The 15,899-nt window shown below is 69.2% G+C and carries 15 protein-coding genes; 9 read left to right on the top strand and 6 right to left on the bottom strand.

Annotated elements, in window-relative coordinates; all coding sequences use genetic code 11:
• Nucleotides 1-70: 70 nt before the first annotated feature.
• Together ACQVBX_RS15410 and ACQVBX_RS15405 are read left to right on the top strand one after the other, a co-directional pair.
• On the top strand, nucleotides 71-1,516 hold the full coding sequence (locus tag ACQVBX_RS15410; RefSeq protein WP_431635185.1) for an OapA family protein: 1,446 nt from the start codon (nucleotides 71-73) through the stop codon (nucleotides 1,514-1,516).
• A gap of 6 nt (nucleotides 1,517-1,522) precedes the next feature.
• Nucleotides 1,523-2,641 carry an anhydro-N-acetylmuramic acid kinase gene (locus tag ACQVBX_RS15405; RefSeq protein ID WP_431635184.1) on the top strand — a complete coding sequence of 373 codons (1,119 nt, stop codon included), beginning with the start codon at nucleotides 1,523-1,525 and terminating at the stop codon, nucleotides 2,639-2,641.
• Here ACQVBX_RS15405 and ACQVBX_RS15400 read toward each other — a convergent pair.
• From ACQVBX_RS15400 to ACQVBX_RS15390, 3 genes are all read right to left on the bottom strand, one after another.
• Nucleotides 2,638-2,961, bottom strand: coding sequence for a hypothetical protein (locus ACQVBX_RS15400; RefSeq protein WP_431635183.1), 324 nt, complete (start codon nucleotides 2,959-2,961; stop codon nucleotides 2,638-2,640). The genes ACQVBX_RS15405 and ACQVBX_RS15400 overlap by 4 nt on opposite strands.
• 91 nt (nucleotides 2,962-3,052) lie before the next feature.
• Complete coding sequence (locus ACQVBX_RS15395) at nucleotides 3,053-4,339, bottom strand: AmpG family muropeptide MFS transporter (RefSeq protein ID WP_431635181.1); 1,287 nt, start codon at nucleotides 4,337-4,339, stop codon at nucleotides 3,053-3,055.
• Nucleotides 4,340-4,346: 7 nt separating this feature from the next.
• On the bottom strand, nucleotides 4,347-5,114 hold the full coding sequence (locus ACQVBX_RS15390; protein WP_431635180.1) for an exodeoxyribonuclease III: 768 nt from the start codon (nucleotides 5,112-5,114) through the stop codon (nucleotides 4,347-4,349).
• Between the two features lie 72 nt (nucleotides 5,115-5,186).
• On the opposite strand from ACQVBX_RS15390, the gene ACQVBX_RS15385 reads away from it, so the two are divergent.
• The 3 genes from ACQVBX_RS15385 to ACQVBX_RS15375 all read left to right on the top strand — a co-directional run bounded on the left by ACQVBX_RS15385 (nucleotide 5,187) and on the right by ACQVBX_RS15375 (nucleotide 7,114).
• Nucleotides 5,187-5,675, top strand: a complete 489-nt coding sequence (locus ACQVBX_RS15385) for a GNAT family N-acetyltransferase (protein ID WP_431635178.1) — start codon at nucleotides 5,187-5,189, stop codon at nucleotides 5,673-5,675.
• A gap of 18 nt (nucleotides 5,676-5,693) precedes the next feature.
• Entirely contained in the window at nucleotides 5,694-6,341 is a 648-nt protein-coding gene (gene pyrE / locus ACQVBX_RS15380) for an orotate phosphoribosyltransferase (RefSeq protein WP_431635177.1), read from the top strand.
• Nucleotides 6,342-6,451: 110 nt separating this feature from the next.
• Nucleotides 6,452-7,114 (top strand): DUF4124 domain-containing protein, encoded by a 663-nt coding sequence (locus ACQVBX_RS15375; RefSeq protein WP_431635175.1) that lies wholly within the window; start codon nucleotides 6,452-6,454, stop codon nucleotides 7,112-7,114.
• 26 nt (nucleotides 7,115-7,140) lie between these two features.
• Here ACQVBX_RS15375 and ACQVBX_RS15370 read toward each other — a convergent pair whose 3' ends face one another.
• Genes ACQVBX_RS15370 through coaBC form a run of 3 tightly spaced genes read right to left on the bottom strand, consistent with a single transcriptional unit; the run spans nucleotide 7,141 to nucleotide 11,135 of the window.
• Nucleotides 7,141-9,462 (bottom strand): phosphomannomutase/phosphoglucomutase, encoded by a 2,322-nt coding sequence (locus ACQVBX_RS15370; protein WP_431635173.1) that lies wholly within the window; start codon nucleotides 9,460-9,462, stop codon nucleotides 7,141-7,143.
• 15 nt (nucleotides 9,463-9,477) lie between these two features.
• A complete protein-coding gene (dut, locus tag ACQVBX_RS15365; RefSeq protein WP_431635171.1) occupies nucleotides 9,478-9,933 on the bottom strand; it encodes a dUTP diphosphatase in 456 nt (151 codons plus the stop codon).
• Nucleotides 9,930-11,135 (bottom strand): bifunctional phosphopantothenoylcysteine decarboxylase/phosphopantothenate--cysteine ligase CoaBC, encoded by a 1,206-nt coding sequence (gene coaBC / locus ACQVBX_RS15360; protein WP_431635170.1) that lies wholly within the window; start codon nucleotides 11,133-11,135, stop codon nucleotides 9,930-9,932. The genes dut and coaBC overlap by 4 nt, the downstream gene beginning before the upstream one ends.
• Before the next feature lie 232 nt (nucleotides 11,136-11,367).
• Here coaBC and radC point away from each other — a divergent pair, with 232 nt between their 5' ends.
• The 4 genes from radC (at nucleotide 11,368) to ACQVBX_RS15340 (ending at nucleotide 15,868) form a co-directional block, all read left to right on the top strand.
• Entirely contained in the window at nucleotides 11,368-12,039 is a 672-nt protein-coding gene (gene radC / locus ACQVBX_RS15355) for a RadC family protein (protein ID WP_431635169.1), read from the top strand.
• 651 nt (nucleotides 12,040-12,690) lie between these two features.
• Nucleotides 12,691-14,379 (top strand): arginine--tRNA ligase, encoded by a 1,689-nt coding sequence (gene argS / locus ACQVBX_RS15350; protein WP_431635167.1) that lies wholly within the window; start codon nucleotides 12,691-12,693, stop codon nucleotides 14,377-14,379.
• A complete protein-coding gene (locus ACQVBX_RS15345) occupies nucleotides 14,380-15,084 on the top strand; it encodes an SPOR domain-containing protein (RefSeq protein ID WP_431635166.1) in 705 nt (234 codons plus the stop codon). It begins immediately after the preceding gene.
• A gap of 28 nt (nucleotides 15,085-15,112) precedes the next feature.
• Nucleotides 15,113-15,868, top strand: a complete 756-nt coding sequence (locus tag ACQVBX_RS15340) for an SDR family NAD(P)-dependent oxidoreductase (protein ID WP_431635165.1) — start codon at nucleotides 15,113-15,115, stop codon at nucleotides 15,866-15,868.
• The last annotated feature ends 31 nt before the right edge of the window (nucleotides 15,869-15,899 follow it).

Here is a 15,899-nt window from a genome sequence, read left to right as displayed (position 1 = left end):
CGTTGACGCTGTTTACACATGACCGTTATGGTACCCGCCGGTCGTACATGTATCAGCGGAGTTACACATTATGGGTGAGGGGTTGCAGATGGCGCACGCGGCGCGCAAGCAGGCCATCCGCCGCAAGGCGCAGCGCAGGCACTCCCACTTCTACGAACGCTGTTCGCACTGGTCCTTCAGCCGCCACGGCGAGGCAGAGCCGATCCGCTGGCACCGCGAGCGCTGGGTGCTGGCCGGCACGGCGCTGCTGATCACCCTGCTGTCTGGCTTCATTCTTCCGGCGTGGGCCTCGGCGATGCGTACACCGCCCTCGCCGATGGCACACACGCTGCTTCCGCTCGCGCTGCCGAAGGCGTCGCCGGTTACCACGCAGTCGCCCACCGTCGAGGACTGGCAGCGCGTGCAGGTGCAGCCGGGCCAGACACTCTCGGACATCTTCGCCAGCCTGGGCCTGGGCATGTCGGACCTGCAGCGGGTGATGGATTCGGCCGGCAGCGCGACGGCCTCGCTGCACAGCATCCGGCCGGGGCAGGAATTCGATTTTCTTCTGGCCAGCGATGGCAGCCTGAGCGGCATCCGCTTCGATCGCGACCAGGCCAACCGGGCGATGATCCGCTTCGACGACCATGGCGCCAAGCTCACGCTGCAGCCGCGCGACATGGACAAGCGTGAGCACGTGGCGCACGGCATGATCGACAGCTCGCTGTACGCCGCCGGCGCCCGGGCCGGCATGAGCGCCGGCATGGTCGGCAAGCTCGCTGACCTGTTCAAGTACGACATCGACTTCGTGCAGGACCTGCGCGTAGGCGACAGCTTCACCGTCATCTATGACGATATCTATCGCGACGGCAGCTATTACACCGAAGGCGATATCGTCGCCGCCGAGTTCGTGAACCAAGGGCATCGCTACACGGCCTATCGTTTCAAGAAGGCCGATGGCAGCGTGGGCTGGTTTAGCGAAGACGGACGGCCGATCCAGAAGTCGTTCCTGCGCATCCCGGTGGACTTCACCCGCATCTCCTCGCAGTTCAGCGCCGGCCGCATGCATCCGATCCTCGGCCGCATGCGCGCGCACAAGGGCGTGGATTACGCCGCCCCCACCGGCACGCCGATCCATGCCGCCGGCGACGGCGTCATCAAGTACCGCGGCTGGATGAACGGCTACGGCAACTTCGTGATCATCCAGCACAACGGCACCATCAGCACCGCGTACGGCCACATGTCGCGCTTTGCCGCCGGTGAGCGCATTGGCCAGCACGTGCGCCAGGGCCAGGTGATCGGCTACGTGGGCATGACCGGCCTGGCCACCGGTCCGCACCTGCATTACGAATTCCGCGTCAACGGCGTGCAGCGCAATCCGCAGACCGTCACGTTGCCCAAGCCCGAGCCGCTGCCGGCCGCGCAACTGGCGCAGTTCAAGTCGCAGGTGGTCGCGCCGCAGCTGGCCCGGCTCAAGCAGCTGGACGAGAACGTCAAGCTGGCGAAGGTCGAGAGCCGCCGGCACAGCGACAACTGATCGATCGTGGCAAATGCCGGTTCGCTGTACCTCGGCCTGATCTCCGGCACCAGCGCCGATGGCATCGACGCCGCGCTGGTGTCGTTCGAAACCGGCTCGCCGCGCCTGCTGGGCGGCCTGACCCATCCCTGGCCCGAGCCTCTACGACGGGAACTGCTCGCAGTGGCGCAGGGCGAGACCGCGATCGACCTGGATCGGCTCGGCCAGCTCGACGTCGCCCTTGCCTACGGCTTCGCCGAGGCCACCATGCGCCTGCTGCACGAGACCGGCGTATCGCCTGACGCCGTCGCCGCCATCGGTTCGCACGGGCAGACGATGCGCCATCGTCCCGGCGGCAGCCATCCCTTCACCATGCAGCTGGGCGACCCCAGCGTGATCGCCGAGCGCTGCGGCATCGACGTGGTTGCCGACTTCCGCCGCGCGGACGTCGCCGCCGGCGGCCAGGGCGCGCCCCTGCTGCCGGCGATGCACGCGATGCTGCTGGCCGAGGCCGGACATAGTCGCGTCGTGCTGAATCTGGGCGGCATTGCCAACCTCACGCTGCTGGCGGCGGATGGCCGGGTCTCGGGGTTCGACACCGGCCCGGCCAACGGCCTGATGGATGCGTGGTGCCAGCGTCACCGCGGCGAGCCGTACGACCGTGACGGCACGTTCGCGGCGAGCGGCAAAGTTGACGCGGGCCTGTTGCAGCGCCTGCTCGATGACGCGTACTTCGCCCAATTGCCGCCCAAGAGCACCGGCCGCGAGCACTTTCACCTCGCCTGGCTGCAGGCATGCATGGGCAGCGATCTGCTCGATCCGGCCGACGTCCAGGCCACCTTGCTCGAGCTCACCGCGCGCAGCGTGGCCGATGCCATCGCACAACACGCGCCAGAGGCCGACCTCGTGCTCGCCTGCGGCGGCGGCGTGCACAACCCGGCGCTGATGGAGCGGCTGGCCGCCTTGCTGGCGCCGGCCACGTTGACCAGCACGGCCGACTACGGCGTCGACCCCGATTACCTCGAAGCGATGGCGTTCGCCTGGCTGGCCCGGCAACGGCTGCTCGGTCTGCCTGGCAACCTGCCGGCAGTCACCGGTGCGCGCGGCCCGCGCGTGCTCGGGGCGGTCTACCCGGCGCCGCGCTAGGAGCGATCAGCGGGATGCTCCGGCTGGTCGCCCAGGGTGTCTTCGGGTGGCGCCACCAGCTGACTGGACGGCGCTACCGACAGCGCCTGCACCGCCTCGTGGAACGCGGCCCGCTCGGCCGCGTCCCAGTGCCCGCTGAGCACGACGGTGTCGGTATCGAGCATGGTTTCGGCAAACGGCTGCGCGCCCTCGGCCAGGCCCAGGCCGTGCTTGAGCGCATGCAACACAACGTCATTGATCGACCAGCGCCGATCCTTGGCGAGCGTCTTGATGCGCTCGGCCATGACATTGTCGATATGGCGTACAACGAGATCCGGCACGGCGCCACTCCACCTCACGCATGCCCCTGTGGGCCGAATGGTGGCACAAAGGCACCAACGCGAACCACGCGGCACCGCGCGTGATTGCGACCTAGCGCACGTCGAACCCGCGGGCTCGGAAGCGCGCGCGCACCAGCACGAACAGCAGCACGGCCGGCGCGATGCCCAGCACGGTGATCACGAAGAAACCGCCGTAACCCACCGCCATGGCGATGCCGCCGGCGAAGAAGCCCAGCACCTTGCCGGGCAGATTCACCAGTGAACTGAGCAACGCATACTGGGTAGCCGTGTGTTCGCGGTTCACAAGCGACGACAGGAAGGCCACCGTGGGCGGGCCCAGCATGCCCAGGGTGAGGTTCTCGCCGGAGATCACCAGCGTGAGCATCAGCACGCTGCCCTGGTGCTGCATCAACAGCAGGTAGAGCAGGTTGCTCGCGCCGCACAGCACGATCATCACCGCCAGCGAGCGCCATGCGCCCCAGCGCGCGACCATGGCGCCACCGATGAAAACGCCGACGATGCCGATCCAGATGCCGTAGATCTTGGTGATCGCGCCGATCTGCGTCTTGGTGAAGCCCATGTCCCGATAGAACGGCCCCATCACCCCGCCGATGGTGGCCTGCTCGGGCATCTTGAACAGCAGGATGAAGGCCAGCGTCAGCAGTGCCAGCACCACCCCATAGCGTCGGAAGAAATCGACGAAGGGATCGATCACGCCCAGCCGCATCGCATCGCGCCAGCGCCCGGGCGCGCGACGCAGCACCTCCGGTTCCCGAGCGGCCAGCGTCATCGCGATCGGTGGCAGCATGCAGGCGGCCATGCCCACGTAGATCACCGGCCAGTGCATGTGGTCCGCGGCAATCAGCGCCAGCGCGCCGGCGGTGAGCAGGCCGATGCGGTAGCCCAGCGAGTAGGTGGCGACCAGCGCACCCTGCGCCTCGATCGGAGCGATCTCGATGCGGTAGGCGTCGATCGCGATGTCCTGAGTCGCGCCGAAGAACGCCACGACCAGGGTCGCGGCGATGAACGGCACCAGGTGCACCGGGGTCAGCCAGGCCATCGTCAGCAGGCCGAGCATCACCGCCATCTGCGCGAACAGCAGCCAGCCGCGCCGCTGGCCCAGCCGCACGAAGCCGGGCAGACGCCAATGGTCGAGCAACGGCGCCCACAGGAATTTCAGCGCATAGGTCATGCCGGCGCTGGCGATCATCGTGATCTCCGACAGCACCACGCCGTGCTCTTTCAGCCAGTACGACAGCGTGCCGGCGACCAGCAGGAACGGCAGGCCCGAGGAGAACCCGAACACCGCCATTGTCCACGCCGCCGGCTGCGCAAAAGCGCGCCAGATCGACGGGCGCGCGGCGGCAGCATCGGCCACCGCCGGCTCAGTCGGCATAGTCGACCGTGTAGGGCGCGTGGTCGGAGAAGCGCTGGTCGCGGTAGATCGCGCAGTCGCGCAGCCGCTCGCGCAGCGACGGCGAGAGGATCTGGTAGTCGATGCGCCAACCCACGTCGTTCTCGCGTGCGCGGCCGCGGTTGGACCACCAGGTGTAGTCCTCACCCTCGGGCTTGAGCGTGCGATAGCTGTCCACCCAGCCGCGTTCGACCAGACCGTTGAGCCAGGCGCGTTCTTCCGGCAGGCAGCCGGAGTTCTTCTGGTTGGACTTCCAGTTCTTGATGTCCTTCTCGCTGCGCACGATGTTCCAGTCGCCGCAGATTACGTACTGGCGGTCGCTCTTCAGCCAAGCGTCAAAGATCGGTTCGATCCAGTCCATGGCGCGGAACTTGAACTGCTGGCGCTCCTCGCCGGACGAACCGGACGGAAAGTACAGCGACACCACCGACAGCTTGCCGAAGCGCGCCTCGATGTAGCGCCCCTCGTTGTCGAACTCGTCCCAGCCCAGCTCGGTGAGCACTGCATCCGGCTCGCGCTTGGCGTAGATCGCCACGCCGCTGTAACCCTTCTTGCTGGTCGCATCGCGGTAGAAGCAGTGGTGACCGTCGGGGCGGAACATCGCGTCGGTCAGCTGGTCTTCCTGCGCCTTGGTCTCCTGCAGGCAGACCACGTCGGCATGCTGCGCGCGCAACCAGTCGAACACGCCCTTGGTGGCGGCCGAACGGATGCCGTTGGCGTTGAGGCTGATGATGCGCATGCAATCTCCTGCGGGTCGGGCGCGGGGCAATGCGCCATCATATCAACCGTGCCAGACGTCCCCGCCCTTTCCGTGGTTTCCATTGATCGTGTGCCGCGCCCGGCGCTCCTGGACCTGCGCGTGGCGCCGGCACAGCAGCGCTTCGTCGGCCACGTGGTCGACCTGCTCGCCGATGCGCAGAGCCGGCCGAGCGCCGACCCGCTCGCCTTCGTGCTGGGGGAGCAGGCGATCGGCCTGTGCTGTATCGAGTGCGAGCCGCGGACGATCGCGCCGATCGACTTCGATGCGCCGACGGTCGGGCTGCGCGGGTTCTTCATCGATGCGCGCTGGCAAGGCCGCGGGCTGGGCCGCCGCGCGCTGACCGCGCTGCTCGACAGCCTGGCGCAGCGCCATCCGGCGGCGCGCTGGCTGGTGCTCAGCGTGGACGAGGACAACGCCGCGGCGCTGGCGCTGTACCGGCAAGCCGGCTTCGTCGACGGTGCGCAGCGCTACCATGGTGCATCGGCCGGAAGGCAGCAGTGTCTGCTGCTGCGCGAGCTCGCCGGCGACACCCTTTCCTGACCTTCTGCGAGATTGCCCGTGCACGACTACCAGCGCGACTTCATCGAACTGACCCTGCAGCGCGAGGTGCTGCGCTTCGGCGAGTTCACCCTCAAGTCCGGCCGGATCAGCCCGTATTTCTTCAACATGGGGCGGATCGATTCGGGCGCCGCGCTGGCCCAGCTCGGGCGTGCCTACGCCGCCGCGGTGGAGGCCTCGGGCATCGCTGTGGACATGCTGTTCGGCCCCGCCTACAAGGGCATTGCGCTGGCCGCCGCCACGGCCATCGCGCTGGCCGATCACCACGGTCGCGACCTGCCCTGGGCCTACAACCGCAAGGAGGCCAAGGATCACGGCGAAGGCGGCAGCCTGGTCGGCGCGCCGCTCAAGGGCCGCGTGCTGATCGTCGACGACGTGATGACCGCCGGCACCGCGGTGCGCGAATCGCTGGCGCTGATCCGCGCCGCCGGCGCCGAGCCGGCCGGCGTGCTGATCGCGCTGGACCGGCAGGAGCGCGGCCAGGGCGAACGTTCCGCCGCGCAGGAAGTGACCGCCGACTACGGCATCCCGGTGATCGCGATCACCCGGCTGGACGACGTGCTGGCCTACGCTGGCGAGCAGCCGGCACTGGCCGCAGAACACGCGCGGCTGCTGGCCTATCGCGAACGCTATGGCGTGACCGGCTGACGCACCGTTCAGGCGCGGTCGCCGACCCTGTCACAACGTGGATCGACCGCCGTGGCGGCGGCGCACGGGGCGCTGCCGCTCGTGGCTATACTCCCGCAAGGAGGGAGTTCATGCGCAAGGCAATCATCATCATCACCGCCATCGGTGTCGGCTTCGGCGGGCTCGTCCAGGCGCGCCAGGCCAGCACGGCCAGCAGCGTGCAGTACCGCTGGCGCGATGCGCAGGGCCTGGCGCACTACAGCGACAGCCTGTCGTCCGACGCCATCGCCAACGGCTACGACGTGGTGAACAGCCAGGGCCTGGTGATGCGCCACGTCGATCGCCCGCTTTCGCCGGCCGAGCGCGTCGCCGCGAAGAAACTGGCGGACGAGGCGGCGGCACGCAAGCGCGAGGACGAACAGCGCCAGCGTGAAGACCAGCAGATGCTGGCCGCCTACCCGGACGAAGCCAGCTTCGTGGCGGCGCAGAAGGACGAGCTCAGCAGCATCGACCAGCAGATCACCACCACCCGCGCGAGCCTGGGCACGCAGGAAAAGGCGCTGACCGACCTGCTCGACCGCGCCGGTGAACTGGAGCGCGCCAAGCAGCCGGTGCCGAGGTTCCTGTCCGACAAGATCGCCGCCCAGCGCGATGTGGTCGGCGCGCAGCGCGCGATGCTGGATCGGCTGCAGGCGTCCTATGTGAACACGCAGCTGAAGAACGAATCCCAGCTCGCCCACTACCGCCAGCTCAAGGCGCAATTGCAGCAGGCCGACGGCAACCCCGAGCCGTAAACAGACCCGCCGGCCAGCGCCCGCGGCTAGAACGGCAGCTTGAGCTTCGGGTTCACCATGAACAGCTGTTCGCGGAACACCTGCTGGATGCGCTTGAGTGCGGTGGGGTTGTCCGCGTCGAAACGCAGCACCAGCACCGGCGTGGTGTTCGACGCGCGCACCAGTCCCCAGCCGTCCGCCCAGTCCGCGCGCACGCCGTCGATGGTCACCAGCGTGGCATCCGGGAAGCTTGCCTTTTCGCGGAACGCCTGCATGAAGCGCTGGTTCTCGCCTTCGGCCAGCTCGATCTTCAGCTCCGGCGTCGACACGCCCTTGGGGCACGTGGCGAAGATCTCCTCCGGCGTGCGTCCGTCCAGGTCGCCGGCAAGAATCTCCAGCAGGCGCGCGGCCGCGTAGAGTCCGTCGTCGAAGCCGTACCAGCGCTCCTTGAAGAAGAAGTGCCCGCTCATCTCGCCGGCCAGCTCGGCACCGGTCTCGCGCATCTTGGCCTTGATCAGCGAGTGGCCGGTGCGCCACATCAGCGGGCTGCCGCCAGCGTCGAGGATCTGCCCCTTGAGGTGGCCGGTGCATTTGACGTCGTAGATGATCGTGGCGCCGGGCTGACGCGCCAGCACGTCGCGGGCGAACAGCATCAGCGTGCGGTCGGGGTAGATGATCTCGCCATCGCGGGTCACCACGCCCAGGCGATCGCCGTCGCCGTCGAAGGCAAGTCCGAGGTCGGCGCCGGTCTGCTTCACCGCCAGGATCAGATCCTGCAGGTTGTCCGGATCGGACGGGTCGGGATGGTGGTTGGGGAAGGTGCCGTCGACGTCGCAGTACAGCGGGATCACCTGGCAACCGATGCTCTCCAGCACCTGCGGCGCCACCGCGCCGGGGATGCCGTTGCCGCAGTCGACCACCACCTTCAACGCGCGCTCGGCCTGCACGTCCGAGGCGATGCGCTCGATGTAGTCCGGCACTACGTCGACGCTGCGCTGGGCGCCATGGCCATCGTCGGGCAGGCCGCCGGCGGCGATGCGCCGGTACAGGTCCTGGATCGCCTCCTCCGCCAGCGTCTCGCCGCCGACCACGATCTTGAAGCCGTTGTAGTCGGGCGGGTTGTGGCTGCCGGTGACGGCCACGCCGCAGCCGGTGTTGAAGCGGTAGGTGGCGAAATAGACCACCGGGGTGGGCGCCGCACCGATGTCGATCACGTCCACGCCGGCCGCGCGCAGGCCCTCGGCCAGGCCGCCGGCGAGTTCCGGACCGGACTGGCGACCATCGCGCCCCACCACGATCTCGCGCAAGCTCTTCTCCACCATCAGCGCGCCGATCGACTGGCCCAGCAGCCGGGCCACCTGGCGATTGAGGTTCTTGCCGACCACGCCGCGCACGTCGTAGGCGCGGAAGATGCCCGGATCGACTGTCGCCGAGGGCAGCGCCTCGGGCGCCGGCGGCGGTGTCGCGCGCGGCGGCGGTGCCGGGCGCTGGCGCTGCCGCACCACCGGCGGTAGCGGCACCTCTTCCTCTTCCCGCACCGCGATGGCGCGCTCGCGGCCGCGGCCGGCCAGCCGCAGCAGGTACACGCCACCAGCCAGGCCGAGCAGGCTGAGCAAGGCCGCCAGCGGCCAGACGTGCGGCAGGATGATGAACGCCTCCGGCAGCGCCGCGCCCACGCTGAAGGCGCTGTGTGGAATGGCCGCAGCGCGGTCTTCGAGCTGCGCGGACGGATCGCCGTGCGAGAGCAGGCTCAATGCGCTGCGATCATCACCCTGGCGCAGGTCCAGGCGACCGCTGGCTGGCGAGATCGCCTCGAAGGCCTGCTGCACCGGCGTGAACGGTAACTCGACCCAGGCCCACGCCGCTGGTCGGATACCGTTGCCCATCGGCATCGCGAAGGACACTCGCCGGTCGCTGCCGACGTAGACGGTCTGCGCCACCGCTGGCCCCGTTTCGTTCTGCGCGGCCATCAGTTGCGCCGCCTTGCCATACCCGAAATCGCGGTAGTTGGCGTGCAGCACCTCGTCCATCCCGGCGCTGTAGAACGCCACGTCCAGCACCTGCGGCAGCTTGGCCCGCACCGCAGCGGCAGCGGTCACCGGATCGGTCAGCACGGCGGCCGGATCGAGCCCGTCCAGTGCCGCGCGCACTGCGCGACGCTCGCGATCGAGCTCGGCGGTGATCGCGCGCACGGTGTCTTCCTGGGCGCGGTGCACACGGTCATTGGCGTGGCCTTCGTCGGCAATCAGCCAGGTTTGCCAGGCGGCAAACAGGCCCAGCAGCAGTAGCAGCGTGCCCGCGGCAAACGGCAGCAGACGCCGCCAGTCTGGCGTGGCGCGCACGCGGTTCCTTCCCCAACTCAAGCCCATGCCTGCCCCCGCAGATCAGTTGATACCGGTCGACCCGAACCCGCCCTGCCCCCGCTCAGACGGTGCGAACTCCGCCACTATCGACAGCCGCGGTGTCCCCACCGGCACCAACAGCAGTTGCGCGATGCGATCACCCACCCCGATCGTGACGTCCGCGTTGCCGCGGTTCCAGCATGAGATCATCAGCGGCCCCTGGTAGTCCGCGTCGATCACCCCCACCAGGTTACCCATCACCAGGCCCTGCTTGTGGCCCAGGCCCGAACGCGGAACGATCAGTGCGCACCAACCCGGGTCGCCGATATGGATGGCGAAGCCGCTGGGCACCAGCGCGGTGGCGCCGGGGGCGAGCGTGATCGGCGCCTCGATCGCGGCGCGCAGGTCCATCCCTGCGCTGGCGGCGGTGGCTGGCTCGGGCAAGGCGATGCTGTCGCCCAGGCGCGGATCGAGAATCTTCAGCTGCACGTCGATCATGCGCGGACCTGCTTGAAACGCTCGACCACACACGCGATCAGCTCGCGCGCCAGCTCGGTCTTGCTCGCGCGTGGCAGTTCCTGCGAGCCGTCGGCCCAGTACAGCGTGAGCGCGTTGTCGGCGGTCTCGAAACCCATCCCGCCGCCCACCTGGTTGGCGGCGATCATGTCCAGCTTCTTGCGGCGCAGTTTGTCTTGCGCATAGCTGGCCACGTCGTGCGTCTCGGCCGCGAAGCCGACCAGGAACGGATGCGCCGGCTGCGCCGACAGCGTGGCGAGGATGTCCGGGTTTTCCGCCAGCGTGAGCGTCAGCTCGGCACCGGCCTGCTTCTTGAGCTTGCACGGCGCCACCTGCTGCGGACGGTAATCGCCCACCGCCGCCGCCGCGATATAGATGTCTGCCGTGGCCGCCGCCTCGATCACGGCGGCGTGCATCTGCGCCGCGCTGCGCACGTCCACGCGAGCGGCCACTCCGCTGGGCGTGGGCAGGCTCACCGGACCGGCGACCAGAATCACGTGCGCACCGGCCTGCGCGGCTGCTTCGGCCACGGCGAAGCCCATCTTCCCCGAGCTGCGATTGCCGATGAAGCGCACCGGATCGATGTCTTCGTAGGTCGGGCCCGCGCTCACCACCACGCGGCGCCCCGCCAGCGCGCCGCCGCTGAACGAGGCGATCAGCGCGTCGCGCAGTTCCAGCGGCTCGAGCATGCGACCGGAGCCGACGTCGCCGCAGGCCTGCTCGCCCGCGGCCGGGCCCAGCACGGTCACACCGCGCTCGCGCAGCGTGGCCAGATTCGCCTGCACCGCCGGATGCGCCCACATCTGCTGGTTCATCGCCGGCGCCACCGACAGCGGGGCGGCGCTGGCCAGGCACAGCGTGGTCAGCAGATCGTCGGCCTGGCCGTGGGCGAGGCGGGCCAGCACGTCGGCGCTGGCCGGAGCGACGAGGATGCGCTCGGCCCAGCGCGCCAGCTCGATATGGCCCATCGCGGCCTCGGCCGACTCGTCCCACAGCGCCACCCGCACCGGCGCGCCGGAGAGCGCCTGGAACGTGGTCGGGGTGACGAAATGCGTGGCCCCTTCGGTCATCACCACGCGCACCTCGGCGCCCACATCGCGCAGGCGACGGACCAGTTCGCAGGACTTGTAGGCGGCGATGCCGCCGGACACGCCCAGCAGGATGCGGCGGTGGGCAAGACTCATGGATGGGCCCGTGGTTTGTTAGGCCCGGTAGCTTACCGGAATCGCCCGTCGCGGCCCGCGCGGGTTGGACGGGCAATCACGGTGCGGATCATGCGCGACGGTCTGGCTGACGCTGCGGCCTTACCGGCGCCGCGCGCCGCACACGCCGACGGGCGACCAAGCGGAAGCCCGACGGCACAGGCGGCACTCCGCCGATGGGCGCATGGCGGGGTGGCACGCCACGCTTGCCCGCATGAGCATCCGAGAATGGCCCGCCACCGAACGCCCCCGCGAAAAGCTGCTGGCCCGCGGCTGCGCTGCGCTCACCGACGCCGAATTGATCGCCGTGCTGCTGGGCAGCGGCATCCCGGGAGTCGATGCCATCGCCTTGGGCCGGACGCTGCTGCAGGACAGTGGCGGGCTGGCGGCCCTGCTCGGTGCACCGGCGGAGTCGGTGCGCCGACGCGGCATCGGCCCGGCCAAGCGCGCGCGGCTGATCGCCGCACTCGAACTGGCGCGGCGGGCGCTGGGCGAGCAGCTGCGCGAACGGCCCGCCCTGGGCAGCCCCCGCGACAGCGGGGACTACCTACGCGCGCAACTGCGCCATCTGCCATACGAGGTGTTCGGCTGCCTGTACCTGGACAACCGTCATCGCGTGCTGGCCTTCGAGGAGCTGTTTCGCGGCACGGTGGACGGCGCCAGCGTGCACCCGCGGGAGGTAGTTCGCGCTTGCCTGAAGCACAACGCCTGCGCGGTGATCTTCGCCCACAACCACCCCAGCGGCGTGGCCGAGCCCAGCGCGGCGGACCGCGCCATCACCCATGAACTGCGCAACGCCCTGCAGCTGGTGGGCGTGCGCGTGCTCGATCACCTGGTGATCGGCTCGGGCGAGCCGGTGTCGATGGCCGCGCGCGGCCTGATCTAGCCAGCGCCGGGTCGGCTGGCTCCCGCCGGAAAGGCTGGTTCGGAGCGAGCGAGGAAGACGCCGGGCTACCTATCTCCCTGTCCGGCCGCAGCCGCGGCACGCGAATCGGGCTGAGCCGCACAACCGCCAGAACGGCCGCGAAACCCTCGCCCCCGCAAATGCCGGCCGTCAGCGGCCTACACACCAAAAAAAAGCGGCGCAGGCTTGCGCCGCGCCGCTCAAGGCCGTTTTTGGGGAGGGTGGAGAACACGGTATCTCCTGGCGCTGGCTTTCCCCGGGGAGGTAAGTCGACCAGACACCGGCGCAGTGTGGCGCTGCCGCATGACAGGGCCATGACGTACATCTAGCGGCCGGGTCCCGCCGATCGGCCCCCGAAGTTATGCACATCGGCTGCACCGCGCGGATTTGCCGACGACAGCTCACACCCTCTTCACCCATGGCATTTAATCGATTGATGTATAAGTACTTTTCGTCTTTCACCAACGTGAAATGGGCGTTTCCGGTGCGGACGCAAGGCGCGGGACGAATCTTCCCCACAGAGTTATCCACAGACTTGTTCGTGCGGCGCGTCACGCCGATTCGCCGGGCCGCGTCCGCGGGGGCCTCTGTTAGCATTACCGGTCCTATCGCCTTACCCGACCGCACCCACCCGTGAAAGACCAGCTGCGCGCACTGCTGCTGCAGGCCATCCGCACCCTGCAGAACGACTCCCTCCTCCCGGCCGACCTCGCGATCCCACACCTGGTGATCGAGCACGCGCGCAGCCGCGAGCACGGCGACTTCGCCAGCAACGCGGCGATGCTGCTGGCGAAACCCGCCCGGGCCAAGCCGCGCGAACTGGCCGAGAAGCTGGTGGCCGCGCTGCCGGCCAACACGCTGGTGGCGGAGGTGGAGATCGCCGGCCCCGGCTTCATCAATTTCTTTCTCTCGGCGGAGAGCTACCACGCCGAGGTGCGGCGCATCTTCGCCGAAGGTGACGGCTACGGCCGCAGCACCACCGGCGCAGGCCAGGTGGCGGGCGTGGAGTTCGTCTCGGCCAACCCCACCGGCCCGCTGCACGTGGGCCACGGCCGCAATGCGGTGCTCGGCGACTGCCTGGCGCGCCTGCTCGACGCCACCGGCTGGGCGGTCAAGCGCGAGTTCTACTACAACGACGCCGGCGTGCAGATCCACAACCTGGCCATCTCGGTGCAGGCGCGCGCGCGCGGCCTGAGCCCGGATGACGCCGGCTGGCCCGAGGACGGCTACCGCGGCGACTACATCGCCGACGTCGCGAAGGCCTACCTCGCCGGCGACAGCGTGGCGGTGGAAGGCCACACCGTGGTCGGCGCCAAGAACCCGGACGACCTGGACGCCATCCGCCAGTTCGCCGTGGCCTACCTGCGCCGCGAGCAGGACCTGGACCTGAAAGCTTTCGGCGTCGGCTTCGACGTCTACTTTCTGGAGTCCTCGCTGTACGCCGACGGCAAGGTGGAGGAGACCGTGCGCGAGCTCATCGCCCACGGCCACACCTACGAGGAAGGCGGCGCGCTGTGGCTGCGCTCCACCGACTACGGTGACGACAAGGACCGCGTGATGCGCAAGTCCGACGGCACCTACACCTACTTCGTGCCGGACGTGGCCTACCACCTGAGCAAGTGGCAGCGCGGCTACGTCAACGCGGTGACCGTGCTCGGCTCCGACCACCACGGCTCGCTGGCCCGCGTGAAGGCCGGCCTGCAGGCGCTGGATGCGGGCATCCCACAGGGCTGGCCGCACTACGTGCTGTACCAGATGGTCACCGTGATGCGCGGCGGCGAGGAGGTGAAGCTGTCCAAGCGCGCCGGCAGCTACCTCACCCTGCGCGACCTGATCGAGGAGGCCGGCCGCGACGCCACGCGCTACTTCCTGATCGCGCGCAAGAGCGACTCGCAGCTGGTGTTCGACATCGACCTGGCCCGCTCGCAGTCCAACGACAACCCGGTCTACTACATCCAGTACGCACACGCTCGCGTCTGCTCGGTGCTGCGCCAGGCCGGCGAGAAGAGCCTCACCGTCGATCTCGAGCGCGGCCTGCAGCAGCTGGCACGGCTGGACAGCGAGCACGAGCAGATTCTGCTGACCGAGCTGGCGAAGTATCCGGAGGTGGTCGAATCGGCTGCCGCCAACCTCGAGCCGCACCTGCTCGCCGGCTGGCTGCGCGAGCTGGCGAACGCCTTCCACACCTATTACAACGCGCACCAGTTCCTGGTCGACGATGCGGACCTGCGCCACGCGCGCCTGGCGCTGTCGGTGGCCACGCGCCAGGTGCTGAAGAACGGTTTGAACCTGCTGGGCCTGGGCGCCCCGGAGAGCATGTAAATGGCAGCACGCAAGGGCAAGGGCCGACAGGCCGTGCGCAACAAGAGCGGCGGCGTGCCCGGCTGGGCATGGGCGGCGATCGGCATCCTGGTCGGCGTGCTGCTGATGGTGGTGCTGATGCGCAAGTCGCTGCTGCCGATGGCGCCGACCGGTCCGCAGCCCAACCCGCAGGCCACCGCCCAGCGCGGCAGCGACCCCGGCGCCGTGGCGCCGGGCAACCCGACCAGCGCGCCGAAGAAGCCGCAGTACGACTTCTACTCGCTGCTGTCCGAGCGCGAAGTGCGCATCCCCGACGCAGTGATCAGCGCGCAGGCCAAGGCCGAGCAGCAGAAGCAGCAGCAGGCGCGCGACCAGGCGCTGGCCGCCCAGCAGGCGCAGCAGCAGGCCCAGGCCCAGGCGAATGCGCCGGCGGCGGTGCGCGAAAACGTCACGGCCGCACCGGCTTCGGCCGTGCCGACGCCGGCCGCCGGCAGTGGCTACCTGCTGCAGGTGGGCGCGTTCCCGAATGCCGCCGACGCCGAGAGCCTGAAGGCCCGGCTGGCCCTGCAGGGTTTCGTGGCCAACGTGCAGGCGGTGAACGTGGGCGGACAGACCTACCACCGCGTGCGGCTCGGTCCGTTCCGCTCGGCCACCGAGCTGGAATCGACCAAGCAGCGGCTGGCCTCGGCCGGCATCAACGCGATCGCGCTGAAAGAAGGCCGCTGACCTCCACCCCGCCACGAGCCGCATCCACATGCACGCCAAGACTGCCCTGATCACCGGCGCCACCTCGGGCTTCGGCGCCGCCACCGTGGAACGCTTCGTCGCGGGTGGCTGGCGCGTGGTCGCCACCGGCCGTCGCGCCGAGCGCCTGCAGAAGCTGGTCGACCGGCTCGGCGCCGAGCACGTGCACGCCTTGGCCTTCGACATGCGCGACGAAGCCGCGATGCGCGCGGCGATCGCCAGCCTGCCGGCCGCGTTCGCCAGCATCGATCTGCTGGTCAACAACGCCGGGCTGGCGCTGGGCACCGCGCCCGCGCAGCAGGCGGACCTGGCGCAGTGGAAGCAGATGATCGACACCAACGTCACCGCGCTGGTCACGATCACCCACCTGCTGCTGCCCACGCTGATCGAACGCCGCGGCGCGATCGTCAACATCAGCTCGATCGCCGGCAGCTATCCGTACAAGGGCGGCAACGTCTATGGCGGCAGCAAGGCCTTCGTCAGCCAGTTCACCCAGAACCTGCGCACCGACCTGCACGGCACCGGCGTACGCGTGACGTCGATCGAACCGGGCATGGCCGAAACCGAGTTCACCCTGGTGCGCACCGGCGGCAACCAGGCCGCCTCCGACCAGCTCTACGCGGGCGCGCAGCCGATCACCGCCGAGGACATCGCCGAATCGATCTGGTGGATCGCCACGCTTCCGCCGCACCTCAACATCAACCGGCTCGAAGTGATGCCGGTGAGCCAGTCGGCGGCCGGCCTGCAGGTGCATCGCGAGGCTTGATTCAGCCTGTGGGAGCGCACCCCGTGCGCGA

This window comes from Dyella thailandensis (assembly GCF_050749815.1).
In the GTDB taxonomy this organism is placed as follows: domain Bacteria; phylum Pseudomonadota; class Gammaproteobacteria; order Xanthomonadales; family Rhodanobacteraceae; genus Dyella_A.
Note: the sequence above shows the minus strand (reverse complement) of the source record. Positions and strands in the feature narration are given on the sequence as shown.

Coding starts and splice junctions, on each gene's coding strand:
- ACQVBX_RS15410 (WP_431635185.1), top strand. CDS start 71: ATGGGTGAGGGGTTGCAGATGGCGCACGCGGCGCGCAAGCAGGCCATC.
- ACQVBX_RS15390 (WP_431635180.1), bottom strand. CDS start 5,114: ATGCGCATCATCAGCCTCAACGCCAACGGCATCCGTTCGGCCGCCACC.
- ACQVBX_RS15375 (WP_431635175.1), top strand. CDS start 6,452: ATGCGCAAGGCAATCATCATCATCACCGCCATCGGTGTCGGCTTCGGC.
- ACQVBX_RS15370 (WP_431635173.1), bottom strand. CDS start 9,462: ATGGGCTTGAGTTGGGGAAGGAACCGCGTGCGCGCCACGCCAGACTGG.
- dut (WP_431635171.1), bottom strand. CDS start 9,933: ATGATCGACGTGCAGCTGAAGATTCTCGATCCGCGCCTGGGCGACAGC.
- coaBC (WP_431635170.1), bottom strand. CDS start 11,135: ATGAGTCTTGCCCACCGCCGCATCCTGCTGGGCGTGTCCGGCGGCATC.
- radC (WP_431635169.1), top strand. CDS start 11,368: ATGAGCATCCGAGAATGGCCCGCCACCGAACGCCCCCGCGAAAAGCTG.
- ACQVBX_RS15345 (WP_431635166.1), top strand. CDS start 14,380: ATGGCAGCACGCAAGGGCAAGGGCCGACAGGCCGTGCGCAACAAGAGC.
- ACQVBX_RS15340 (WP_431635165.1), top strand. CDS start 15,113: ATGCACGCCAAGACTGCCCTGATCACCGGCGCCACCTCGGGCTTCGGC.